The organism is Thalassotalea sp. 273M-4, assembly GCF_041410465.1.
GTDB lineage: Bacteria > Pseudomonadota > Gammaproteobacteria > Enterobacterales > Alteromonadaceae > Thalassotalea_A > Thalassotalea_A aquiviva.
Genome location: NZ_CP166961.1, coordinates 1288059 through 1313791, shown reverse-complemented (window position 1 = coordinate 1313791; position 25733 = coordinate 1288059). Strand labels below are relative to the sequence as shown.

Below are 25733 nucleotides of genomic sequence, written 5' to 3'. Positions count from 1 at the left end.
TATTAACACCTTTTGTGTAATTCCTGAATGGAAGTTACTTTATTTCTATCGTCAGCAGAATGTGCCATACATGCGGCAAAGGCTGCGTTCAATGTCGTTGTATAATTTACTTTATAACGTAAAGCACTACCACGGATCATTTTAGAATCTTCAATGGCCTTACGACCTTCGGTGGTATTGATGATATAGCTGTATTCACCATTTTTGATTCTATCAACAATGTGCGGGCGACCTTCGTGTACTTTGTTTACCAAACGTACATTAATGTCAGCTTCGCCTAAGACAACGGCAGTACCGTGGGTCGCATCTAGTTTAAACCCAAGTTCAATCATTTGTCTAGCCAGCTCGATAACTCGTTCTTTATCGCTATCACGAACAGAGATTAACGCACGACCTGCACGAGGCAAGGTAACGCCAGCGCCAAGGTTGGCTTTTGCGTACGCTTCTTCAAAGGTTTCACCGGTACCCATTACTTCACCGGTAGAGCGCATTTCTGGACCAATTAATGGGTCAGAACCATGGAACTTGTTAAATGGAATAACCACTTCTTTAACAGAGAAATAATCTGGGATTACTTCCTCGGTTACGCCTTGCTCTGTTAACGATTTACCGGCCATAACACGGGCTGCAACTTTCGCAAGTGGTACACCTGTGGCTTTAGACACAAATGGTACGGTACGCGCCGCACGAGGGTTCACTTCAATTAGGTAAACTTTGTCACCTTTAACCGCCATTTGAGTATTCATCAAGCCAACAACACCAAGTTCAAAAGCTAACTTAGCCACTTGTTCACGCATTACGTCTTGAATTTCTTGGCTTAGGCTGTATGCCGGTAATGAACATGCTGAGTCACCAGAGTGAACACCCGCTTGTTCAATGTGCTGCATAATACCACCAACAACCACTTTTTCACCGTCACAAATAACATCGATATCCACCTCAATGGCGTCATCAAGGAAGTGATCAAGCAGAACCGGTGAGTCATTTGATACGCTTACCGCTTCCGTCATGTAGCGACGTAAGTCAGCTTCATCGTAGACGATTTCCATTGCACGACCGCCTAGTACGTACGATGGGCGCACAACCAGTGGGAAACCAATTTCTTTTGACTTGGCAACCGCTTCTTCTAGTGACGTTACGGTTGCGTTCTCTGGTTGTAATAACCCTAAACGCTCTACCGCTTGTTGGAAACGTTCACGATCTTCAGCGCGGTCAATCGCATCTGGTGAAGTACCAATAATTGGCACACCCGCAGCTTCTAAAGCTCTGGCTAATTTAAGCGGTGTTTGACCACCGTACTGAACAATCACACCTTTTGGTTTTTCAACACGAACGATTTCTAGGACATCTTCAAATGTGATTGGCTCAAAATATAAGCGATCGGATGTATCGTAGTCGGTAGATACTGTTTCTGGGTTACAGTTAACCATAATGGTTTCATAACCGTCATCACGAAGCGCAAGAGCTGCGTGTACACAACAGTAATCAAACTCGATACCTTGACCAATTCGGTTAGGACCACCACCGATGATCATAATTTTATCTTTATCTGAAGGGTTTGCTTCACACTCTTCATCGTACGTTGAGTACATGTAAGCGGTATCAGAGCTAAATTCCGCCGCACAGGTATCAACACGCTTGTAAACTGGCGAAATATTTGCGTTATGACGCTTTTTACGAATTTCAGTTTCTGACACACCAATAACATCAGCAAGACGCTTATCTGAGAAACCTTTGCGTTTAAGTTTTGCTAGGTATTCATCGGTTAAGCCCGACATACCGCCTTCATAAACTTTTTTCTCTTCTAACACGATGTCTTCGATTTGAATAAGGAACCAACGATCAATTTTGGTTAAACGGTAAATATCGTCAACGCTTAAACCTAAACGGAAACCGTCTGCTACATACCAGATACGATCAGCACCAGCTTCTTGTAACTCGTGCATGATTTTGGTTTTTGCACCCGGTTTTGTCACATCCACAACAGGATCAAAACCGTTCATCCCAACTTCTAAACCACGAAGTGCTTTTTGCATAGATTCTTGTTGGTTACGACCAATCGCCATAACTTCACCCACAGACTTCATTTGGGTCGTTAGACGGTCTTCAGAGCCGGCAAATTTTTCAAAGTTAAAACGTGGGATCTTAGTTACTACGTAATCAATGGTCGGCTCGAATGAAGCCGGTGTTGCGCCACCGGTAATGTCGTTGCTTAACTCGTCTAAAGTGTAACCTACAGCCAATTTTGCCGCGATTTTAGCAATTGGGAAACCCGTTGCTTTAGACGCTAATGCGGATGAACGTGATACACGAGGGTTCATTTCAATAATAACCATACGCCCGGTATTTGGACAAACACCAAATTGTACGTTTGAACCACCCGTTTCAACACCTATTTCACGCAATACAGCAACCGAGGCATTACGCATGATTTGGTATTCTTTGTCGGTCAAGGTTTGGGCTGGTGCAACGGTAATTGAGTCACCTGTGTGAATCCCCATAGGGTCAAAGTTTTCAATTGAACAGATGATGATACAGTTGTCGTTTTTATCACGAACCACTTCCATCTCGTATTCTTTCCAGCCGATTAGTGACTCATCGATCAGTAACTCATTGGTTGGTGATAGATCTAAACCACGGGTACAAATGGTTTCAAATTCTTCGCGGTTGTAGGCAATACCACCACCAGAACCACCCATGGTAAATGATGGACGGATAATACATGGGAAGCCAATGCGCTCTGAGGTCGCAAATGCTTCTTCCATTGAGTGCACAATTTCAGCACGAGGTGTTTCTAGACCAATGTTTTTCATGGCGGCATCAAAACGGCTACGATCTTCAGCTTTGTCGATGGCGTCTGCTGTCGCACCAATCATTTCAACATCGTATTGCTTTAATACACCTTGCTGTTCAAGTTCAAGTGCACAGTTTAATGCTGTTTGACCACCCATCGTCGGTAAGATGGCATCTGGACGTTCTTTGTCGATGATGTTCTTAACCACTTCCCAATGGATTGGTTCAATATAAGTTGCATCCGCCATTTCTGGATCAGTCATGATGGTTGCAGGGTTTGAGTTCACTAAGATCACGCGATAACCTTCTTCGCGTAATGCTTTACAGGCTTGCGCCCCTGAATAGTCAAATTCACAAGCTTGTCCGATTACGATTGGACCAGCCCCTAAAATTAGGATACTTTTTATGTCAGTGCGTTTTGGCATGTTTTTACTCTTTCTATTCAGTCAGTAATTATTTGGCGTTACGGGCATTGATTAAATCAATGAAGTGGTCAAACAATGGCGCAGCATCGTGTGGACCTGGACTTGCTTCTGGGTGCCCCTGAAAACTAAATGCAGGTTTGTCAGTGCGATGAATGCCCTGCAATGAACCGTCAAACAACGATTTATGTGTTGCTTTTAGATTGTCTGGTAAGTTGGTTTCATCAACCGCAAAACCATGGTTTTGCGAGGTGATCATAACCACATCACGGTCTAAGTCTTTTACTGGGTGGTTCGCACCGTGGTGACCAAACTTCATTTTGATGGTGTTAGCACCACTGGCCAGGCCCAATAATTGGTGACCTAAACAAATACCGAAAACTGGAATGTCGGTCTCTAGGAAAGATTTAATTGCATTAATTGCATAATCACATGGCTCTGGATCACCAGGTCCATTTGATAAGAAGATACCATCTGGGTTTAATGCCAGTACTTCTTCTGCGCTGGTTTGGGCGGGTACAACCGTTAGTTTACAACCACGATCCGCAAGCATGCGTAAAATATTATGTTTCGCACCAAAGTCGTAAGCAACAACGTGATGCGGGAAGTTGTCAGGTGTTACATAGCCCTTGCCTAGTTGCCAACTGCCTTCTGTCCAAGTGTACTTTTCTTTGGTTGAAACTACTTTTGCTAAATCCATGCCTTTAAGACCTGGGAATGCTTTTGCTTGCGCAAGCGCGGTATCGGTATTTAAATCGTCACCCGCAATAATACAACCATTTTGCGCACCCTTTTCACGTAAAATACGCGTTAGTTTACGGGTATCTATGTCAGCGATACCTAAGATGTTGTTGGCTTTTAAGTACTCACTTAAAGATTGTTCATTTCGAAAGTTTGAAGCAAGTAGCGGTAGGTCACGGATGATAAGGCCTTTAGCCCAGATTTTTGTCGATTCGGCATCTTCTGAATTGGTGCCGGTGTTGCCGATGTGTGGGTAAGTCAAAGTGACTATTTGTTCAGCATAAGATGGGTCAGTCAGGATTTCTTGATAACCGGTCATAGCTGTATTGAAGACAACCTCACCAACAGATGTACCTTCTGCGCCGATTGCAGTGCCTTTAAAAATAGTGCCATCTTCTAGCACCAATATGGCAGATTTAGTCAATTTAACCTCCAAAATCAAGAAAAGTATCAATTAAGTTAAGCAACAACAGCTTTAAAGCTTCATTGTCACTATTATTTTTATATCTTTACGCCGAATCCATATTTTCGACAAATTCCGCGCATTTTACGCATTACAGACCATTTCGTCCATAACAAATTGCAACAAACGTATCATTTTTTAACAACTAATCGAGAATTTGTTAAGAAGATGATAAAAGTTGTATTAAATTACTTCAATCCAAGCACATCTTGCATATCGTAAAATCCAATTGGTGCATTTTTAACCCACTTGGCAGCCCGCATTGCACCTAAGGCAAACGTCATTCTCGATGTCGCTTTGTGGGTTAATTCGATGCGTTCCCCCAAATTGGCAAAAAATGCGGTATGCTCACCAATAATGTCACCGGCACGGATGGTGGCAAATCCAATGGTTTTAGGGTCTCGTTCTTCACTTATGCCTTCGCGACCATAAACCGCACATTGGTCTAAATCACGTTCTAAAGTATCGGCAATCACTTGCCCTAAACGCATGGCGGTTCCCGATGGAGCGTCCTTTTTAAACCTATGGTGCGCTTCAAAGATTTCAATATCGGCTTCGTCACCAACGACTTGAGCGGTAAGTTCTGCAAGCTTAAACAATAAATTAACTCCGATACTGGTGTTTGGTGCTAACACCACCGCAATGTTTTTTGCCTGTTGTTTTAACTGCTCAACTTGTTGCTCATTAAACCCAGTAGTACCTATTACTAAGGCTTTTTTATGTTGATTACACCAAGCAATGTGGTTAAATCCAGCGTCAATGCTGCTAAAATCAATAAACACATCGGCGTCAATCAAATCGTCTATGGTATTTGTTATATAGCGACCCGTTTGTCCGCAACCACAAAATTCACCGGCATCGGTACCAACTAATGACGAGGTTGGGCGCACCAAACCACCGACTAATTCAATGTTTTTCTGTTCAAGTGCGGCTAGCATCAAATTGCGCCCCATACGACCAGAACATCCTAATATAGCGACTTTTAACATAAGATTCCCTGAATGATTTCTTTCTGATTTAAGCTAAGATATCGTAACTGTGATCACAAAAAAATCTTATTGTTGATTAATTTTTATTGGTTATATTTTGGATGAAAAAAAGCCGGGAAAACCCGGCTTAATCAGCTTATAAAATAGCTAGTAACTCTACGTCAAATACCAAAGTGGCATAAGGAGGGATAGCTCCTTGAGAACCACGCTCGCCGTAGGCTAGGCTGTATGGAATATGTAAGCGCCATTTTGAACCAACAGACATTAATTGTAATGCTTCAGTCCAACCGCTGATCACGCCACTTACTGGAAATTCAGCAGGTTGGCCACGGTCGTATGATGAGTCAAACACTTTACCGTCAGTGAAAGTACCGTAGTAGTGAGCACGGATAGTGCTTTCAGTCGTTGGTTTTTCACCATCGCCTTCAACCAATACTTCATATTGCAAGCCAGATTCCGTTACAGTCACTTCATCACGCTTGGCGTTTTCAGCTAAGTAGGCTTCACCTGCAGACGCTGCTTCTTTCGCTAATGCCGCTTCTTGCTCTTGCAATTTTTGCGATACCACGGTGAAAGCTTCTTGTAGGTCTTCTTGACTTACTTGGCTCGCAACGCCAGCAAGTGCGTCGGCTAAACCAGCTTGTACAGCCGTTACATCAAATTCTTTAAAAGGATTGTTACGAAGTTGATCACCTAATTGGCGACCTACACCATAACTTACACGTTGTTCAATACTTGTAAAATCAGTCATAGTCATTTCTTATTAAGATAAATTCGGCGGCAAGGATAGCATAAATAGCGGTGGCCAATCTAGAGTAAATCCGGATAAGTTGGTGGCAGATTTGAGCGAAATGCTGGGCATGCTGGTTAAAAAAGGCGGTACCGATGATAAGACAATTTCAGCTAAAACGGCATTTACCTTGTTACTTAGGCAAAATCAGGCAAAATCGGGAATATGGCGGCAAACAGACCAGAGCATCGCAACATGATCTGGTCTAAAATCATCAACTAACCTTTTGGTTGGCTCGCCGGTTTTGGCTCTGGGATAACCGGTTTAACGCACTGAGCTTTCTTCGCTACTTGGCGATATAAGGGCTCCGTTTTTTTTAAGTTATTGGTTAGGTTCTTTATCCGAGTTTGGTTAGATGGGTGGGTAGATAAAAACTCAGGTGGGGCGCCATTGCTTTGTTTAGCCATATTTTGCCATAGCTTGACGCTTTCTTTCGGGTCAAAACCCGACTCAGCCATCAGTTCTTGGCCAATAATATCCGCTTCGGTTTCATGGGTGCGTCCATAAGGCATCAAAATGCCATATTGAATACCTAACCCTAATCCCGCAAGTAATAAACCATCTTTATCGATATCTGAGACCGCCATCGCCGTGCCTGCCACCATTAATACACCTTGTGATAAGGTGTTAGACGACAAGCGTTCATTCGAATGGCGTGCAATCACATGGGCGACTTCGTGGCCAACAATGGCAGCCAATTGGTCGGCATTCTCGGTCACTTGTAAGATGCCAGTGTAAACCCCAATTTTACCCCCAGGTAAAGCAAAGGCATTGACCTGTGCAGAGTCAAACACCACAACTTCCCAATCGCCACTATGCACATCTGAGCTGACATTAGGGGTAATATAATTGGCCACACATTGAACAAATTCATTCACCTTTTTGTCACTAGAAATACTGACTTGTTGTTTCATTTGATCAAAAGATTGGGCGCCCATTTTATTAAGGTCACTGTCTGAGTGATATAACAATTGGCTACGGCCGGTGGGTGATGTACCGCATGCGGTAAGACCCGCTAATAAAAACATACAGGTTAGGGTTTTAAAAACGTTATTCATAAGCTTAACTCGATATCAACTGGTCAATTTAAAACAAATAAAAGACGTCAGCGCTTTAACCGAGTCTTTTATGTACGAAAATTAGGTCATTACATCTATTAAATATAATACCTGCTAAGGTAAATGAAGCAATAAAGATAAGTTTATTTCACTTAACAGCAAAACCTTTTCCCTATACAGTAACCTATAATACGTAATACACTCACTTGAGTGCCTAAAGGCAATAAGCGATTAGGTAAAATCGTTAAACATAAAAAACAGTCTTTGTATTCATTAGTAATAGGTTAGGCAACCTTGAATAAGTTCTTCACTCGTATTTTGGTTATCGCTCTATTGGTATCTATGTCGGCCAATGTCTATTTATATCGTGCACTTACGACAGACTCGAGCTACGCAGTCGTTAATAAGCCGTCCTTGTTTGGGCCAAAAAAGCACACATTAGAGGCACAAGCAACTCACACCAACCCCGGGCAAAGCATTAAAAACGAAGGGGGTTCTGCTCAGTCAAAAGAAGATCCGTTATCTGTACTGCCACCACACTTACCCCAAAATGTTGAAACTTCAGGCGCCTTTGAACAAGAACAATTTAACCTAGCCATCGAATTTTTTCATGCTCATGAGTTTCATAACGCCATCGATCTTTTCGATCAATTACAAGCCGATGATAAAAGCTTAAGTAATACCTTGTCTTTTAGGTGGATAGAATTGGTCAGTCAATGGATTAACACCAATCAATTAGCCCTGGCCAATACTCCGATTGAATTAATGACCAGACAATATCCATTTAATGAACAATGGGCTTTGTTGAGAATAAAGTGGTTGCTCGCCAATAAACAGGTGCTGGATGCGTATGATGCCTACCAAAGACTGATCGATAACACCCTAGACACGACAAAAGAAACGATTTGGTTTAAGCAACAACAAGAATTGGCTTTATCCGAAATTAACGAACTAAAAAGCAAAAAACTGTGGTTAGAACTGCATACCTTTAGCCAAGCACTCGTTGCACAAAGCGATTTTGTACCCTATACCCTCGCCCTGATATTAGCCTCTATCCATACCGATAAATTTGACGATGCTTGGGCCTATTTAGATTTGATTCAATACGAGTCACAATTTCAGTCAGAAATCGATCATTTAGTACTTTTGCTGCAACAACAAGAAATAAAAGGCCAAAGTATTCAACTAGCACAAATTAATGAACACTTTTTAGTGTCATCGTTCATTAATAACCAAGTTGATGCTTCCTTATTAATTGATACGGGCGCCTCATTAACCGTAATATCAAGCCAATTTTTTAACCGCATATCAGGGCTTATTGACTATCAAATAGGACGCGACATTCGTTTAAACACTGCAGGTGGTGTGCAACAAGGTTATACCATTATGGTTGACAAATTTGCTATTGATCAGTTTACAGTGAACAATTTTGAAATCGTAGTTTTGGACTTACCAGGTTTTACCCATGCTGATGGCCTACTAGGGATGAACTTTTTAAAGCAATTTCGTTTTTCCATTGATCAAGAGCAGGCAAATCTCTATTTAGCCTACCCTCTTTAAGCCCATTTGTGTGGTTTAAGTTGGTACCTATAGTTGAAAATTATTCATTTAAATTGATTTGACTTTTTAACGAATATTTATCTAAAGATGAGGGCTAAATCGACAAAAATACCGTTGTTGATAAGTTAACCCTGTATTTACAATCCGATCACAACCTAACTCTTATGAGCCAAAAAGTTGACTGTAAAAGTAAGTATTTCCTTACTCTAAATCGCACCAAAATTTAAAGATGAATGATAAAATATTCATCCTTTTTTAAACCAAATGTACCGATAACAACCTATTCACAAAGTAAGTTAAGACATCGCCGAAGCCCTTACTGTGCTTATGTTTTAAGCAATCTTTATCTTTCCTGCCTGGCCATATTTTAATGCACTAAGATTTAATCACTATCAAATCATTAAAAAAAATTCATCTCTAATGAGCCATAAACGCAGGATAAATTTGTTTCGCTAAAAAAGTTATTCAGCTCTTGACAATGGTAGGTAAGAACAAAAAACCCTTGTGGATAACTCTGTTAATAACGATAAACCTTAGCTATAACAAGGTCTATAGCGCTATCACACTTTAATACATCTAATAAAATCGTTTATTTACCCTTTTGTTACATAAAAACTTCAAGGAAAAGAAAAGTTTTGCACAAAAACAGTGGATAACTTTTTATAAGCCTTATTTTTATTGTGAAAAATTAATGCAAGCCTTTTTTTTAAAAATTTGATTTTTTTTTGGGATGTAAATTCAATTGTAAATACAAGCTTTTTTTATGCTAGATTTGTATCTGTTATTATGTAATTAAATGATATTTAAATATCAATTTTTATACCCTAAAAGCATATAAATTAGGATAAGAGTATCACTACAATGAAATCTGCATTATTGCTAGGTGCCAGCGGTTTAACCGGTCAACATTGTCTTCATGGCCTGCTCAATAACAGCAATTACGCTAAGGTTATTGTTTTAGTTCGTCAGAAATTGTCGCTAACCCACCCCAAACTTAGCCAACACGTTGTCGATTTTTGTGCGTTGCCAAACTTGGTCAAATACTTTCACGTCGATGATGTGTTTTGTTGTATCGGCACAACGTTAAAAAAAGCGAAAACCAAAGCGAAGTTCTATGCCGTGGATTATCAATTAATCGTCGATATCGCAACTTTAGCCCTGCAGGCAAAAGTAAAACAATTTGCCATCGTCAGCGCTGCGGGTGTAACAGAAACGTCATTCAATTACTACAGCGCCACCAAAGGCAAATTAGAGAATACGTTAAAACAAATGGGCTTTGAGCGATTGATCATTATGAAACCGAGTTTATTGCTTGGTCAACGTGATGAATTTCGATTATTAGAGCGACTGGCACAACGACTTGCCCCCGTCTTTCGTTGGTTATGCATTGGTAGATTTAAAAAATTTGCCCCAACAAACAGTCAAGATGTTGCTATGGCAATGATAAACGTAGCCAATAATTTACAGCTTAATGATGCGATAATTGTCTGTGAAAATACACAAATAGACGCATTCAAATAAACGGATTGGGCCTTGAGACAAAAAAGCCACTTAAACAGTGTTTAAGTGGCTTTTCAGATACCTTTCGCTACGCGCTTATGCACGTAACTAACGAATCAAATCAAGGTACTCTTGCTCGGTTAAAACCTCAACCCCCTTATCTTGGGCCGCCTTAATCTTGGTCTCACCAACCTTTTCTCCGGTCACTAAGTAAGTCGTTTTACCCGTTACCGATTTAGCCACTTTCGCCCCTAATGATTTGGCGTGTTTTTCCATATCAGTGCGCGAACCTTGCTGCATGGCGCCAGTAAAAACGACGACGGCGCCAGTAATGGGCGATGACACATTGTTATTATCAGCCTGTTTAGGGGTTTGCGATAAATTAAAACCGAGTTCATATACTTTAAAAAATTCTTCTTTAATGTTGGCAAGACCAGCCACAATAGCTTCTGCGCTTAATTGAGCAAAGCCATCTATTTTGATCATCTCTTGGGCTGATAAGTCAAATAACTGAGTCAAGGTATGATGTTGAAGCAACTTTTCACAGTTCCCGCCACCGAGGCGACTGACCCCAAAAGCCGATAAAAAACGCCAATCTTCAATTTCAATTTCACGGCTTGCCTTGAGTTGATCAAACAAATTTTGCGCGGTTTTATCACCAAAACCATAACTGCTAAAATGGCTTACTTTTAAAGCGTATATATCATGAATATGCTTGACCCCGTATTGAGTTAAGCGCTCAACAACTTTTGGGCCAAAGCCGTCATTGTTGCCTAAAGTTTTAAAAAAATGGATCAGGGTGTTTTCTGTTTGAGCCGGACAATCACTTTTATTAGGACAAATTAAATGATCGGACTCCCAAAGCAAACTCGAATGACAGCTAGGGCACTGCTCAGGTAATTGCGGCTCAGCCTGTTTGATTACTTTTTCAATTTTTGGAATAACCAAACCACTTCTAACGAGTTGAACAACAGCCCCTGGGCCAATTTTTTTGCTTTTAACCATATTGTAATGATGAACGGTGACTCGGCTAATGGTCGCGCCACTGAGTTTGGTTGGTACCAGTTCGGCAACCGGTGAAATGCGCCCGGTTCGCGACGTTTGTGGAATGATATTAATCACCTCCACTTCGGCTGCATCTTCGTTTACTTTAAAAGCGATTTGCCATCTATGGTTCTTACGTGTAGCCCCCATATGTTGTTTGATTTCTTCATGGGTTGTTTCAAGAATCACCCCGTCAATATCAAAGTCAACAACGTTCCACATATGCTCAACGATGGCGTCAAAATGATTAATGATGTCATCAAAATGCGCGGTTTTATGCTCAATTAACGCAAACGGATAAAACACACACGCGCCATCGTCTATGGCCTTTTGAACATTCTCATCCACTTTCTTTTCGGCAATAATCGCTGCTTGAATATTGCGAGAATTTTCAAAATGATCGCTTAATACCGCATCAAAATAACTTTTTTTAATCACGATCTCACCTGGGCCTAGGCCTCTTGGACCGTTTTGAGCCACTTTTAAACCTCGTTCAAACGCCCGGGTGATGTCTTGTCCGCGATAGCCATCACCTCGTGTATATAAGGTTGTACCATCATCATAGGCTGCATAACCATCAAGTTTCGGGGTGACCCGAATTTGAATATCGCGCTCTGGCACGTTAATTTCATTTGCCGCTTTTAAAATACGCTTAAACCATTTTTTAATGTCATCAAGTGAGTACGCTTTCTCGGTCGATAGCATTCGCTGTGGTAACTCAACGGTTTTTGCTTCGGCCAATACTTCAGGTTCAACTTGATGTAAAAAGGGATGCAAATGGTTGGCGTCTTTAAGCATCGAGATATATAAGTCGTATTGTTGGTCTGTGATCACCGGAAGACCCGAACGATAAAGCGCGTTTGCGGCTGTTAGCACTTGCACAAGCTGTTCGGTATTGAGCTCTGATAAACTGAAAAGGTGCACGAGTTCTTCGGGATTTAACGTATCATCAAGTTGGTTAAGCACCGCTAATTGGTCGTTAGTGAAATTGACTGCTAACATCTGGGTTATCCTTAATGAGGCAAACGAACGGCACGCGCTGGTGCCTCAATTATATAATTTGTGTTTTTATCGAGTTGTTAATGAGCGAATAAGGAAGGCGCAAGTCATTAACATTAAAAAGGCAAAGCCTCATTCGAGTGAGGCTTTATTGTGCGTTATACACCCGCTAATCGGCACTTACGGTCAAACTCTCGAATTTGACTCAAATAATGTTGTTCTGTTTGTGCTGTCATGACGCTGCGTTTACCGTCTAATACTTGACCATTTACTTCTTTGGCGATTTGTTTAGCAGCCGAGAGCATGTATTTAAATACTTGGACTGGTTCGCCAGCGTTTGGCAAGGTCATAAATAAGGTCACACCTTGGGTGGTAAAATTTTCCATATTATCTAAGTCAAAGGTACCTGGGTTAACCATATTGGCCAAACTGAAAGTAATATCGCCATTACCAGCGTTATCTAGGTGACGATGGAAAATTTCCATTTCGCCATATTTCATCCCCAAAGTCAGCAGAGTCGGTAATAATGTCGCGCCGCTGATCATTCCCTCATTCACCACAACCGATAACGCCAGTACTTCTTGTTCTGGCACATCTACTTTATCTTTGTTGTTAAAATCAATTTCTAGCTGATCGCGCTTTAATTCTGCCTTAGTTTTTGCTTGACTTGGTTTGTCGACCTTGGTTGTTACTTCAGCTGGTGCGGTTTCACCCGTGTTGTTAGACAAAGGTTTGCTGATTGTTTCAGGGTTGGTCACAGGTTGTACTTTGGGCTCTGGCGCAACAATGCTCGGCTCACCAAAGTTGAACTCTTCTTCTACTGGGGTGAAATTTTTATCAAAATTTTCAATGTCAGCAAGAGATGGACTGTCGCCAACATCATCCGATTCAGCCATCAGCGGAGGCTGAGGTAGGTCTTGTGGTGGTGTTAAGGGTTCATCTAGGTCAGATACAATGGGAGTGATTCGGCCAATTCCATCTTGATCAAAACCGTCATTATCATACGTTCGCACCTCATTTTGCAGGTCACTCGTTGCGGTTTCCATTGCCCTACTTTTTAATTTATATGGATTTTTTAATCCTTTGCGTATTTTATAACGACCATTTAAGTAAATAGCTAAAATAGCAATAACACTGATGATAATTAGAATGAGTCTAAAATTTACTTCCATTATACGACCTGTTTTACGATGCTTCGGCCATGGCAATAGCTTCATCAATATCAACAGCAACCATGCGCGATACTCCGGGTTCGAACATGGTAACACCTGTGAGATGAGAAGCCATTTCCATCGCAATTTTATTATGGCTTATATAGATAAATTGTACTGTTTGCGACATTTCTTTTACAAGATTACAGAATCGACCAACATTGGCGTCATCTAGCGGCGCATCCACTTCGTCAAGCATACAAAATGGCGCCGGATTTAGTCGAAAGATCGCAAATACCAATGATAATGCGGTTAGCGCTTTTTCTCCACCAGAAAGTAAATGAATTGTACTATTTTTTTTGCCAGGTGGTCTGGCCATGATGGTCACGCCTGCTTCGAGCATATCATTTTCGGTAAGTTCGAGATAGGCGCTGCCGCCTCCAAAGACCTTAGGAAAAAGGGTTTTTAAATCGGCATTGACTTGATCATATGTTTGCTTAAACTTTTGTCTACTTTCACTGTCGATTTTACTGATCGCACTTTCTAACGTCGTTAATGCCGATTCTAAATCGCCATTTTGCTGTTCTAAATATTCTTGACGTTGTTTTTGAACGTCATATTCATCAATCGCTGCCAAGTTAATCGCGCCAAGAGCTGAAATATCTTTTGCTACTCGAGCCAATTTAATTTGCCATTGCGCCTCTTTAGCGTTGTCTGGCAATCGGGTTAATACCTCAGAGATTTGTTCGTTCATTTCACCCAACTGCTCTAATGCGGTCTTTGCGCGCACACTGTAACTTTCGGCTTCAATGGCCAAAGCCGATAACTGATCTTTATGCGCTGAAATTTGCTGGCTCAAAGATTGCATTTTTTGCGTGCTTTGCTGCACCACATCAAAGTTTTCGGCGATAGAACCCTGGTACGATAGCAACTTAGCCTCAAGCTCTTCACTTTGAAGGAGCAAGGTTTGTAAGCTGTCTTCGTCTTCAAGTAACGGCAACTCAACGTCTTGTTGTGCAAAGATCAGGGTTTCTTGTTCGTCATGCCACTTTCTGAGTTGTTCTTTCTCACGCACCAGTGAGGTTTGTAACGAAGACAAGGCCGATTGTGCGCTCGCCAGCTCCAATTGTAATTGATGGTACTGTTCAGTTAAAACTTGATACTGTTGTTGTTGCCTTTTTAATGCACCATCATCGACCTGTTTTTGTGTTTCAAGGGCATATAATTGGGCTTCGCTGTGTTGTTTTTTCGCGACTAAATCTTGATGTTGTGTTTTATATTTTTCTAACTGATGCTGATTACGTTTCAGCGCGTCTTGTTGACGTTCAAGCTCTTGTTGCCATTCAAGTTGCTGGCTTTGTTTAAATGCCAACTGCTGCATCAACAACGTATGTTGTTGGGTTAATGCACTCACACTTTGCTGAGCTGAAACAATATTTTGTTCGCAATCTTGTCGCTTTTTTTGTTCCTGCTCGAAATCACTTTGAGCTGTTTGTTGTTCTTTCAAACTTACTTTAAGCTGCGCTTGTACGGCTGTAATATCTTGTTCTAGTTGGTTAATTTGCTGTTGGCGCTTGATTAATCCAGATTGCGCTAACTGACCACCTTTTTGATACCAATGCTGTCCATACCAGTCCCCTTCGGGGCAAATAACCGATTGATGTGGTTTAATTGACAAGCTTTTACTCTGCGCTTGTTCTGGATTATCGGCAAGCAAAACTTGGTTTAAAAACACCGTCAGTGGACCCGCATTACACACCTTTTGAGCTAAAGAGCCCTCTTTGGGACTCAAAGAGCTACTTTTCAACAGTAAGCCTTTGTTAGGTTCAAACTGGGCAGGCCAAGACGTTACCACATTGGCATAAAGCCAATGAGCTAAAACTTGCTCCACCGCATCTTCCCAACCGGTTTGAACTTGCAAACGGCTCAATAGGTCTTTTTCGGTTTCAATCTGATGTCGAGCCAAAAACGCTTGTTGTCGTTCTTGCCAATTTTCGGCTTCGTGCATCGTTGCTTGCAGTGCACTCAACCTGGCATCAAGATTTAAACGCCGCTCATTGTCTTGCTTAAGTTTTTCTTCAGCCATTAGGACAGACTGTTTACTTTGCTCAGATACCTTGCATAAGCGCGTATGCTCTTGCTCTAACGTCGCAAGGGTTTGTTGTTCGCAGGTTATGTGTTGTTCAAGTTCTGCGATGTCGGTCTGAGTTTTTTCAAGAGCGCTATTTTGTTGCTGTTCATGTAAGCGCATCACCCTTTGTTCTATTTGCTCAATGCTAGCAAGAATGGATTTTTGTTGTGATTCATTGATGTTAAGCGCGTTAATACCTTGGTTTTTTTGTTCTGATAACTGTTGCCAGCTGTGCTGATATTGTGCGTTTAGTTGCTCTTGTTGTTGCAGTTGGAGCTGTGCTTGCTGTTTTTGCTTTTGCAGCGAGGCAATGTTCGGCTCAATGGCAAGTACGTCTTGTTCGCATTGGCGTTTGCGCTGCTCTTCTCGCTTTAGGTGTTGCTCTAAAGTTTGAATTTCCATGCCTAATTTTTGGCCTTCTTGTGCTAACGCCGTTCGTTGCTGCTTTGCATGCTTTATTTTTTGCTCTAATCGACTTATATCGGTATGCAAAGATAACTTGCGCTGATTAAGCTCATTAAGCTCACGGTTTTGCTGATCTTGTTCACTTTGGCCTTTAGCCATAGCCAGCTCAACGTGGGTTAACTCGGTGTTTAGTTGTTCCAGTTTAAGGCTGATTGTTTGTTCTTTGTGGTGAATACTTTGTCGCTTTTGTTCAAGTTGTTGCCACTTAATCGCTACTAGCTCGGCCTTTAACGCTCGCTCTTGCGCTTTTAAGGTTTTAAAGCGATTAGCCGCTAGTGACTGACCGTGTAGCTTTTCCAACTGAATACTGAGCTCTTGGCGAATGTCGGCCAAACGCAGCAGGTTTTCGCGGGTATGTTTAATCCGGTTTTCGGTTTCTCTGCGCCTTTCTTTGTATTTTGAGATCCCCGCAGCTTCTTCAATAAACACCCTTAATTCTTGTGGTTTTGATTCAATTAACTTTGAAATCATCCCTTGTTCAATGATCGCATAACTGCGCGGACCTAACCCGGTACCTAAAAAAATGTCGGTAATATCTTTACGACGGCACTTACTACCATTTAAAAAATAGGTGTTTTTAGCGTCTCGATTTACCACCCGACGAATCGAAATTTCGTTGCGATCGGCCATCGAACCTTGCAGACGGTTTTCACTGTTATCAAAGATAAGCTCAACACTTGCTTGCCCTACCGGTTTGCGACTGGTGGCACCATTAAAAATGACGTCGGTCATGTTATCACCACGCAAGTTTTTCGCTGAAGACTCACCTAACACCCAGCGCACTGCGTCAATGATGTTGGATTTACCACAACCGTTTGGGCCGACGATGGCCGTCATATCGTCAGGAAACGGAACATTGGTTAAGTCGACAAAGGATTTAAAACCGGCAAGTTTAATTTGTTTTAAGCGCATTGAGTTGTATCATTCTCTGTTCTAACAGAATTATTCTCTATATGTGTTATGGTCAAGGCTAGGTGTTGTGAATGACTATGATCGGCAAATACGCTTGCAATTGCAATCAATAAAGTGGGCAAATAACCAAAGCCAATCAACGATGCTTGCTCGATTCATTACCATAACAAACTTGTTCAAGGTTTGTAACAATTATATGGTTCATTTCATTTTGCAAACTCAGTATACTCAAACACATATATCACACTTATGGACAGGTAAATGACAACAAGCGTTCAACCGAAAGTTAACCGCAGCGGATTTAGCTATTTTTTTCAGGGCTTTAGTTTAATTAGGACACCAGGGATCCGCCGTTTCGTGTTTGTGCCACTGCTGGTTAATATGGTACTTTTCGGCTTTGCGTTTTATCAGTTAAGTTTTATTATTGCCGATCTAACTCAACAAATTAGTGCTTATTTACCAGAGGTTTTAAGTTGGTTAGTCTATGTTGTTAAACCATTACTCTATCTCACCGCGATTGTGTGCTTTTCTTTTTTATTTGCAACCTTAGCGAACTGGATAGCGGCACCATTTAATGGTTTATTGGCCGAAAAAATTGAGCTACATTTATCTAATCAACCGCTTTCCACTGGCGGATTGTTCGATGCTGTTAAAGATGTGCCAAGAACCTTAAAACGCGAATGGCGCAAACTTATTTATTACATCCCTCGGGCGCTTGGCTTTTTATTGATTTTATTTTTACTTCCAGTCATTGGTCAGGTTATTTGGTTTATATTTGTTGCTTGGATGATGGCAATTCAATATTGTGATTTCAGTTTTGATAATCATAAAGTCAGTTTTGATGAAATGCGCGCCAAACTGCGCAGTAACAAAGGAGTCTGTTTAAGCTTTGGTATCATGGTGACGTTTTTTTCAATGATCCCGTTACTTAATTTAATCTTAATGCCCGTGGCTATTTGTGGTGCGACAGCAATTTGGGTTGACCGCTTTAAAAACGATTACCAATAAGCCCGCTAATTGGCTAAACCTCGATATATGTTCAAAACAAGGCTTGCATACACAAGCCTTTTCATTATTTAGGATTCGCCCATTTTGGCAACAAAAGCTTGAGTAAACTTAAGCGCCGAACTTTCATCCATATTAAAATATAATGAGGGCTCAATAAGCTCGGCCTCCATCATCGCAAATTCATCACCCATACGCACATAGTCGACTCTAACGTACATTGGCATTTCAAAAAGTTGCTGTAGCGCATGCTCGGCTGCTTGTTTAAGCTTTAATTCAGGTTCGACTGTGGTTAACTTGCCACCATGCTCTTCTTGCACTCTAAAGTCATTTTCTTTTGGTGTTTTTAAAATACTGTGACTGTATTGACCATTAAAGTAAAAACAAGAATATTCCCCTTCCTCTAAAATGTTTTGCATAAAAGGTTGAACCATAAAATCTCGGCTAGCGAACACCGCTTTAATGGCGTCAAGGTGTTGGTTAACATTAGCTCGGGTCAACCAATAGGTATTATCTGCATTGGCACTAACACATGGCTTAATAACGATTTGATCTGTGTTGAAATGGTCAAACCAAGATTCAATATCTTGTTCACTATAGGCTTCAAACCATAGGGTTGGAACAATACAAACGCCCTTTTGCTCAAGTTCTTGCAGATACTTTTTATTAATATTCCACTTAACCATTTCGAGGCTGTTGTACAGTTTTGCCGAAGACGCTTCGATGTTCTCTAACACCGCTAAAAATGCCTCAGCATCGTCTTGATAATCCCAAGGTGTTCGAATTAGAACAACATCAAAGTCATCCCAATGAATACTGCGATCACGCCAAGAAACTAAGTGGGTTTGCCAACCGTGCGCCAGCATCGGTTGATCGAGTAAATGGTCATAGACTTCAAAGTCATCAAGACAGTCCATCGATAAAATAGCGCAATGTTTCAAAATTCTTTCCCTTAAATATCAAATTGCAGAGAGTTTACTAAAATCCTGTATCGCTAAAAAGAAATTTTAAAAAATTCAGCTTTTTGCCATCTTCGCTTGACGAAACTCTACGCCAAGATTACATTAAGCCTAGGTAAAGGCTCTATTTTTTACCTTTTCTGAATAGGAAATAAAAAATCAAAAAGGACATAAGGGCATGAAAAAATTAACCTTGTTGGGGCTGTTGGCTTTCACGATTACAACGTCAAATCAACTGTTTGCTAACGAGCAAGCACACAGTGAAAAAATTAACATCCCCGTTATTGAAAACGCCCGTGTTTTTTCCAGCTTTACCGACGGTTATCCGGCCATGGTGAACTTTTTTACCGATTTAAGTTTTACAGAAATTGAGCAATTTTATGCCACGCAATATGGCTCCCCCATAGATCAACAAATGCGCTACGGTCGCTTAGAGTTATACTTTGACAACAGCGAACATCGTATTAGAGTCATCGTTTCTGAGCAAAGCCCGAAACGAGAAGTTGGTGTATTCATTGAACAACAACGAGATTAACGTCCCTCTAGGCAACCCTCTGTTGCCATAAATACCATCCTTAATTGAATAGTGACCACGACTCAATAGTATTTATTAAGTCGTGTGTTCTTATCGGCTAATTCCCTCTATCTGTCTCATTTTCTTGAAATCCGCATTGAAATCAACGGCCACATTTGCGACTATCGCTCCCCATTTTGTAACCGTTTGTAACTCTATTTTTTTATCTACATTTGGAGTCGGTATGAACCGAATAATCATCTATTTCTTCTTAATTTCAATATTTTCTCTTAGCCTAAAAGTTCATGCTGGTTCAACGACTAACAATGAAACCACATCTGCCATCCCTAAAGTAGAGGGGCCAATAACCGTAGATGCAACTTTAGATGAACCGCAATGGCAACAAGCGAAACGGGTTTTGATTAATAATATCAGTCGTCCTTATGACAATATTCCCAGCCCTGTTCATACCGAAGCCTGGTTAATGGAAGACGGCGAAACGTTTTATATTGCTTTTATCGCTGAAGATCCAAACCCTGAGTCTATTCGAGCATTTTATCGTGATCGTGATAAATCATGGCACGATGATCTCGTCGGCATCAAAATTGACAGCTTTAATACCCAACGAACCGCATACCGATTTTTTGTTAATCCTTTAGGGGTTCAAATTGATGGCATTGAAAATGAAATCACCAAACATGAAAGCGATTCATGGAATGGTATTTGGCAAAGCAAAGGGCAAATAACCGAACAAGGCTACGTGGTTGAAATGGCCTTACCACTTAGAATGTTAAACTTTACCGAAGGCTTACCTGAGCAAGAATGGGGAATTGAGTTAGTTAGATTTTATCCTCGTGACGTACCGCTAAGATTGTCCAATATTTACATCGACCGAAATAATCATTGCGAAATTTGTCAACTGCAACCAATGAAAGGATTTGCCAAAGCCAAGCAAGGTAACAACCTTATTGTTACTCCGGCTTTAGTGACAACGATGCATGAAAGTAAAGGCGACGATTCTTGGCAACAACAAAACAAAGCCAACCCGAGTCTCGATTTACGTTGGGGGATCACCCCTGATGTGCTATTTAATGGTACCCTTAATCCCGATTTTTCAACCGTAGAATCGGACCAAGCACAATTAAGTATCAACACCACTTTCGCTTTATTTAATCAAGAAAAACGACCATTTTTCTTGGATAACGCCGACTACTTTGATTCTAATTACAACCTTGTCCACACGAGAAATATCAATGCCCCGAATTACGGCGCGAAATTAACCAGTCGGATCAATGACCACTCTATTGGTATTTTGGTTGCCGACGATGACAATACCAATATTCTCATCCCTGGCAACCGTAACTCTTCTGTTGCGACCATAGAAGAAAAATCCACCAACCTTGCTTTACGATACCAATATAATATTAATCAGGATATTACCCTAGGCTTGATTAATACCGCACGTGTTGCAAAAGATTACTACAACGCCGTTCAGGGCTTTGATGGGGTGGTTAAGTTAAGCGACGAAGACACGGTTAAGTTTCAACATGTATATTCAGCAACGGAATATCCTGATGATTTTTATGCTCAGTTCTGTGACAGTGAAGACAGCACAGACTGCGCCCAAAACGCTGTCACCGAATGTGATTTAGAGTCGTGCGTTAAAAACGAACAAGTGCTGCGTAGCCAAAAAGATGGCGCCTTTAGTGGTATTGCGAGTAAGGTCAGTTATCGCCATCGGGATGAAAAATGGCAATATCATGCCAACTTTCAAAAACAAAACGCCGGTTTTCGCGCCGACTTAGGTTTTATTTCTCGAGTAGACTTTGAGCGCTGGTTAGTTGGTGCTGATCGTCGTTGGTATGGCGAAGAAGATCAGTGGTGGACCGAAATTAAGCTCTATTCAGATTGGGACATTACCCATAATGACAATGGCGAATTAATTGAAAAAGAGTGGGATTTTAAATTATCCATGCACGGCCAGTACGATTCATGGTTTGAATTAGTTTACACCAATCGTGAAACAGTGGGTGCCCGTTATGATAAAAGCACGGTTGCCATTGATCATAATACCAGCTTATTTGAACAAAATGTGATGCGTTTTAATATGGTCATAACACCCATTTCTGGTTTACGATTTGGTAACTTTGTAAGCTATGGCGATAAAATAGATTACACCGCGGATCGAGCAGGCAAAGGCCCGAACATTACCAATGAAGTTGTCTGGAATGCTTCGAAGCATTTAGAAATTAAATTAAAACATACTTTTAATCAGTTAGATATTGATGGCGACTACCTTTACAATGCTCGCCTAACAGACTTTAGAGCAACATATCAGTTTGATGTTCAGAGTATGTTAAGGTTTACCTCTATTTTTAATAATACCTCACGAAACGTAAACAATTACCCATTTTATGCGCCAGCAGAGATCACTCAAAACAACAAAGATTTAAGTGTTCAATTACTCTATGGTTATAAATTTAATCCGCAGACGGTATTTTATCTTGGCTTTAATTCACAAGGCTATGGTGAAAACGAGTATGACACCATTAAGCAAAACGAGAAAAGTGTGTTTGTAAAGTTTAGCTACGCTTATTTAAAATAATCCTCCTTAAAAAAGCCACTTATTAATCGTCTCCAAATGAGTGGCTTACCTCTTTACTTGGCTTAATCGTCATAACGTCTTATCAAAAACACGGGCTTAGAGTAAAATGAATCTTACTCTGTTGCTAACGATAATTGTTTTATGGCTCGAATTAAGAAAATAGAAAAAGATAATGGCTTTTTCGGCATTGGTATTTTAAACAACGTCGATGCAGTAAATATCGGTACTTTATGGCGCTCGGCCTATATTATGGGCGCTAGTTTCATCTTTACCATTGATAAAAAATATCGCCAAACCGGTACGGATGTCACCTCGGCTTGGTCAAAAATCCCATTATATCATTATCATAGCTTTGCTGATTTTAAAGCGCATTTGCCCTACTCAACTAAGTTAATTGGGGTCGAATTAGATGATAGAGCCATTGATATTTGCCAATACCAACATGTTGATCGAGCGGTTTATCTACTGGGCAATGAACGAAGTGGTTTACCTAAAAAAATCGTCGATGAGTGCCATGACTTAATTAAATTACCCGGTGAATTTTCATTAAATGTGTCAGTTGCAGGCAGTTTAGTCATGTATGACCGTTACGCTAAATTGCAGAGTAAATAAAACCAACGTCGCTGCAATGCTTCTTACTGGTGACGGTCGGGATAAAAATTGCACCTCAACGATGTCTGCGATGTCTGCGATGTCTTACCTTAACCGCCAGAGATAAAAAAACTGAGAGATATCATCTCTCAGTTTTTCGTCTTGAACCACTAAGGTCCACAAAGTTCTTAGTCATTAAAGCTTACGAGTAAGCCCTTAGTCATAGGGGTACACTCCCCTAGTTTAAAATGGCATCCACGGTACCTTGCGCAAGTGGGTGATAACCTGGTCTTGCTTTGTTGTAGACGGCCTGCGCCCATGCTTTACCTTCTGCGGTTTTAGCCAATTGTTTATACAATGGCACAATCAATTTACGACGCCCGATTTCAATCAGATAATCGTTAAGTGCCGGCATAATTTGTTGGTAACCATTGTGCAGAGCCAATACATACCAAGCGTGCGCAATTTCTGCGTTGGTGCTGTTGGTTAAGTTGAATCGGCTATCTAAGTCTTGCATTTTGTTTAATGGCAAGTTTCTTGGCAATTGGTTAATGAAACTTAACCATTCATGTACCGTCCAATTATCGGTTGCAAGCTCTGCCACGCTAATGTCACTGTTTTGCCATTTTGCTGATTGCTTAGCAACAAGGTTAAATGCATCGGACTTTGGCTCAGGTGAATTGGCTGGTAAGCCTTCACCAAACACCCACTCATTGACTTCTTCTTGACTTACAATACCTGGGTATTTGTTGATTAAATGCTTGTTTAAGTAAGCAAGAAAATCTTCAGTACCAATACTTTGAAAACTAAAATGATTAAAGTAAGCCAGAACAAATGGGTCGAATCGCTCACGGCCAAAACGCTGTTCTAAGAACATTAAAAATAGTTGGCCTTTTACATAGGGAACACCACTAAAGGCGGCATCTGGATCACGGCCTTGAAGGTCTAAATATAATATTGAATCATTTGCCGGTAACTCTTTTAACTCAGCTTTAAGGTCTGCAACACCTAAGGTTTGCTCCATTATCGCACGTTCAACACCAAATACTTCTTCCATAATGCGATTTTCTACGTAGGAAGTGAAGCCTTCGTTAAGCCATAAATCGCGCCAGCTTTCATTGGTAACCAAATTACCCGACCAAGAGTGCGCTAACTCGTGTGCAATAAGGTTTACTAAGCTTTTATCACCCGCAACGACGGTTGGGGTAATAAAAGATAAACGAGGGTTTTCCATTCCCCCAAAAGGAAAACTTGGTGGCAACATTAATAAATCATAACGACCCCAACGATAATCGCCATACAAGCTCTCAGATGCCGTGATCATCGCTTGAGTATCATTAAATTCGGCAGCCGCCGCCTCTAAAATGTAAGACTCAGCATAGATCCCCGTCTGTGCGCTCATCGCTTTAAACTGTAGATCACCAACCCCAATAGCAATCAAATACGGTGGAATAGCTTGCGGCATATTAAAGAAGTAATCGCCGTCACGTTCGGTATTAGGTTCATTATTGGCGCTCATCACCGCCAACAAGGCTTTATCTGTTTGTATGCGGGCGCTATAGGTTAAACGAACAGCAGGGGTATCTTGAATTGGGATCCAACTGCGGGCATGAATGGCCTGATTTTGAGAGAACATAAATGGGTACTTTTTACCGGCAGTCTGTTCTTTACTTAACCATTGTAAACCAGAAGCGACTTCGGTTGAGGCGTAATACACACGTACCAAGTCGGCTTGAAAAGACGGTTTAATGGTTAACTTAGAACCTAAAACATCATCACGTTTACCCAGAGTGAAAGACACTTTTTGCCAATCACTGTCGCTCGTTTTCACCATCACTTTGTCGATATTTAAATCACGTGTATCTAGGTGAATCTCTTTGCTAGTATCGTTTAACCAGTTCAATTGTAAATCAGCAAAGCCTGTTAATGACTTGTTGTCAAAGTCGACGGTTAAGTCTAGGTAGACATGAGAAACTTTAACTTCATCATAGTTTGCATAGGTCAGGTCATCATTAACCTTAGCGAAAGCCTGAACATTGAGCAGTGAGCACAATGTCAGAAGTAGGAGGTATATTTTTTTCATAATGTTCCTAATAAAAGATATCCAAAATAACCAATGCCCCTTTCATTATTTTATGGGGCGAAGAAGCATAAGATGCATAGCACTGTGGTGCGATTAGCGCGAATAAGCGCAGTGTGCGTTATATGCTAAAAATTTACTTTTTGACACTCAAGTTTACCTAGCAATAACAAAAGAGACCAGTTAATTAATGCACCTTCGCCTGATTTCTGAGATAATTTATTCATTCCAATAAACAAACGATTAGCCATGAGCGAAGCCAAAAAGTCTTTATTATCTTCTCGATTTCGAGGGTACTTCCCTGTTGTCATCGACGTTGAAACCGCAGGGTTCAATGCCCAAACCGATGCCCTCCTTGAAATTGCCGCCAGTATCTTACATATGGATGAGATCACCGGCTTATTATCGATCAAAGAAACCATATGCTTTAATGTAGAGCCATTTGAAGGAGCAAACCTTGAACCCGCAGCGCTAGAGTTTACAGGTATTGACCCAACTAACCCCCTGCGAGGAGCCGTTAGTGAAGAGCTAGCATTAAAATCGATATTTAAAACCGTCCGAAAAGCGATGAAAAGCTTTGATTGTCAACGTGCGGTGATGGTCGCTCATAATGCCGCTTTTGATTTAGGCTTTTTAAATGCGGCAACCGAACGATGCAACATTAAGCGCAGCCCTTTCCATCCATTTGTGAGTTTTGATACCGCCACTTTATCGGGCCTAGCGCTTGGGCAAACCGTCTTAGCCAAAGCCTGTGCCAGTGCACAAATAGACTTTAACAACAAAGAAGCACATTCGGCTGTCTACGATACAGAAAAAACCGCTGAACTATTTTGTTATATTGTCAACAAATGGCAGCAACTTGGTGGTTGGCCTTTAATCGACGATGATGCATTGGCACTAAATGATGAAAGTGAGCCCCAAAGCTAATTGATACCAATTCCACTTCGTTGTTGCACTCACA

Annotated in this window: 18 protein-coding genes; 8 read left to right on the top strand and 10 right to left on the bottom strand. The window is 41.0% G+C overall.

Going from position 1 to position 25733, the window contains the following annotated elements; translation table 11 throughout:
- Positions 1 to 2: 2 nt before the first annotated feature.
- The 4 genes from carB to ACAY00_RS05810 form a co-directional block, all read right to left on the bottom strand.
- Complete coding sequence (carB, locus tag ACAY00_RS05825; RefSeq protein WP_371378540.1) at positions 3 to 3218, bottom strand: carbamoyl-phosphate synthase large subunit; 3216 nt, start codon at positions 3216 to 3218, stop codon at positions 3 to 5.
- Positions 3219 to 3246: 28 nt separating this feature from the next.
- The gene (carA, locus tag ACAY00_RS05820) at positions 3247 to 4380 is read right to left on the bottom strand and encodes a glutamine-hydrolyzing carbamoyl-phosphate synthase small subunit (protein ID WP_371378537.1); all 1134 of its coding nucleotides are present in this window, start codon (positions 4378 to 4380) and stop codon (positions 3247 to 3249) included.
- 227 nt (positions 4381 to 4607) lie between these two features.
- Positions 4608 to 5408, bottom strand: a complete 801-nt coding sequence (gene dapB, locus ACAY00_RS05815) for a 4-hydroxy-tetrahydrodipicolinate reductase (RefSeq protein ID WP_371378535.1) — start codon at positions 5406 to 5408, stop codon at positions 4608 to 4610.
- Between the two features lie 136 nt (positions 5409 to 5544).
- Entirely contained in the window at positions 5545 to 6159 is a 615-nt protein-coding gene (locus ACAY00_RS05810) for an FKBP-type peptidyl-prolyl cis-trans isomerase (protein WP_371378532.1), read from the bottom strand.
- 82 nt (positions 6160 to 6241) lie between these two features.
- Between ACAY00_RS05810 and ACAY00_RS05805 the strand changes: the two genes are divergently transcribed.
- On the top strand, positions 6242 to 6397 hold the full coding sequence (locus tag ACAY00_RS05805) for a hypothetical protein (protein ID WP_371378529.1): 156 nt from the start codon (positions 6242 to 6244) through the stop codon (positions 6395 to 6397).
- Positions 6398 to 6416: 19 nt separating this feature from the next.
- Here the strand turns inward: ACAY00_RS05805 and ACAY00_RS05800 are convergent, their stop codons facing one another.
- Positions 6417 to 7256 carry a M48 family metallopeptidase gene (locus tag ACAY00_RS05800; RefSeq protein ID WP_371378527.1) on the bottom strand — a complete coding sequence of 280 codons (840 nt, stop codon included), beginning with the start codon at positions 7254 to 7256 and terminating at the stop codon, positions 6417 to 6419.
- 294 nt (positions 7257 to 7550) lie between these two features.
- Here ACAY00_RS05800 and ACAY00_RS05795 point away from each other — a divergent pair, with 294 nt between their 5' ends.
- A complete protein-coding gene (locus ACAY00_RS05795; protein WP_371378524.1) occupies positions 7551 to 8816 on the top strand; it encodes a TIGR02281 family clan AA aspartic protease in 1266 nt (421 codons plus the stop codon).
- Positions 8817 to 9677: 861 nt separating this feature from the next.
- Positions 9678 to 10337, top strand: a complete 660-nt coding sequence (locus ACAY00_RS05790) for an NAD(P)H-binding protein (RefSeq protein ID WP_371378522.1) — start codon at positions 9678 to 9680, stop codon at positions 10335 to 10337.
- Positions 10338 to 10424: 87 nt separating this feature from the next.
- On the opposite strand, the gene ACAY00_RS05785 is transcribed toward ACAY00_RS05790, so the two are convergent.
- From ACAY00_RS05785 to smc, 3 genes are all read right to left on the bottom strand, one after another.
- Positions 10425 to 12362, bottom strand: coding sequence for a BRCT domain-containing protein (locus ACAY00_RS05785; protein ID WP_371378520.1), 1938 nt, complete (start codon positions 12360 to 12362; stop codon positions 10425 to 10427).
- 155 nt (positions 12363 to 12517) lie between these two features.
- Entirely contained in the window at positions 12518 to 13531 is a 1014-nt protein-coding gene (gene zipA / locus ACAY00_RS05780; protein WP_371378517.1) for a cell division protein ZipA, read from the bottom strand.
- 13 nt (positions 13532 to 13544) lie between these two features.
- Positions 13545 to 17018, bottom strand: coding sequence for a chromosome segregation protein SMC (smc, locus tag ACAY00_RS05775; RefSeq protein WP_371378514.1), 3474 nt, complete (start codon positions 17016 to 17018; stop codon positions 13545 to 13547).
- A 261-nt stretch (positions 17019 to 17279) separates the two neighbouring features.
- Here smc and cysZ point away from each other — a divergent pair, with 261 nt between their 5' ends.
- Positions 17280 to 18026 (top strand): sulfate transporter CysZ, encoded by a 747-nt coding sequence (cysZ, locus tag ACAY00_RS05770; RefSeq protein ID WP_371378511.1) that lies wholly within the window; start codon positions 17280 to 17282, stop codon positions 18024 to 18026.
- 68 nt (positions 18027 to 18094) lie between these two features.
- Here the strand turns inward: cysZ and ACAY00_RS05765 are convergent, their stop codons facing one another.
- Positions 18095 to 18964, bottom strand: coding sequence for a RimK family alpha-L-glutamate ligase (locus ACAY00_RS05765; protein WP_371378508.1), 870 nt, complete (start codon positions 18962 to 18964; stop codon positions 18095 to 18097).
- Positions 18965 to 19160: 196 nt separating this feature from the next.
- On the opposite strand from ACAY00_RS05765, the gene ACAY00_RS05760 reads away from it, so the two are divergent.
- The 3 genes from ACAY00_RS05760 (at position 19161) to ACAY00_RS05750 (ending at position 22713) form a co-directional block, all read left to right on the top strand.
- Positions 19161 to 19517 carry a hypothetical protein gene (locus ACAY00_RS05760; protein ID WP_371378505.1) on the top strand — a complete coding sequence of 119 codons (357 nt, stop codon included), beginning with the start codon at positions 19161 to 19163 and terminating at the stop codon, positions 19515 to 19517.
- A 223-nt stretch (positions 19518 to 19740) separates the two neighbouring features.
- Positions 19741 to 22101 carry a carbohydrate binding family 9 domain-containing protein gene (locus tag ACAY00_RS05755; RefSeq protein ID WP_371378501.1) on the top strand — a complete coding sequence of 787 codons (2361 nt, stop codon included), beginning with the start codon at positions 19741 to 19743 and terminating at the stop codon, positions 22099 to 22101.
- A 141-nt stretch (positions 22102 to 22242) separates the two neighbouring features.
- Positions 22243 to 22713 carry an RNA methyltransferase gene (locus ACAY00_RS05750; protein ID WP_371378498.1) on the top strand — a complete coding sequence of 157 codons (471 nt, stop codon included), beginning with the start codon at positions 22243 to 22245 and terminating at the stop codon, positions 22711 to 22713.
- A 217-nt stretch (positions 22714 to 22930) separates the two neighbouring features.
- Here the strand turns inward: ACAY00_RS05750 and ACAY00_RS05745 are convergent, their stop codons facing one another.
- Entirely contained in the window at positions 22931 to 24775 is a 1845-nt protein-coding gene (locus ACAY00_RS05745) for a M1 family metallopeptidase (protein ID WP_371378496.1), read from the bottom strand.
- A gap of 246 nt (positions 24776 to 25021) precedes the next feature.
- Here ACAY00_RS05745 and rnt point away from each other — a divergent pair, with 246 nt between their 5' ends.
- Entirely contained in the window at positions 25022 to 25699 is a 678-nt protein-coding gene (gene rnt, locus ACAY00_RS05740; protein ID WP_371378493.1) for a ribonuclease T, read from the top strand.
- Positions 25700 to 25733 lie beyond the last annotated feature (34 nt).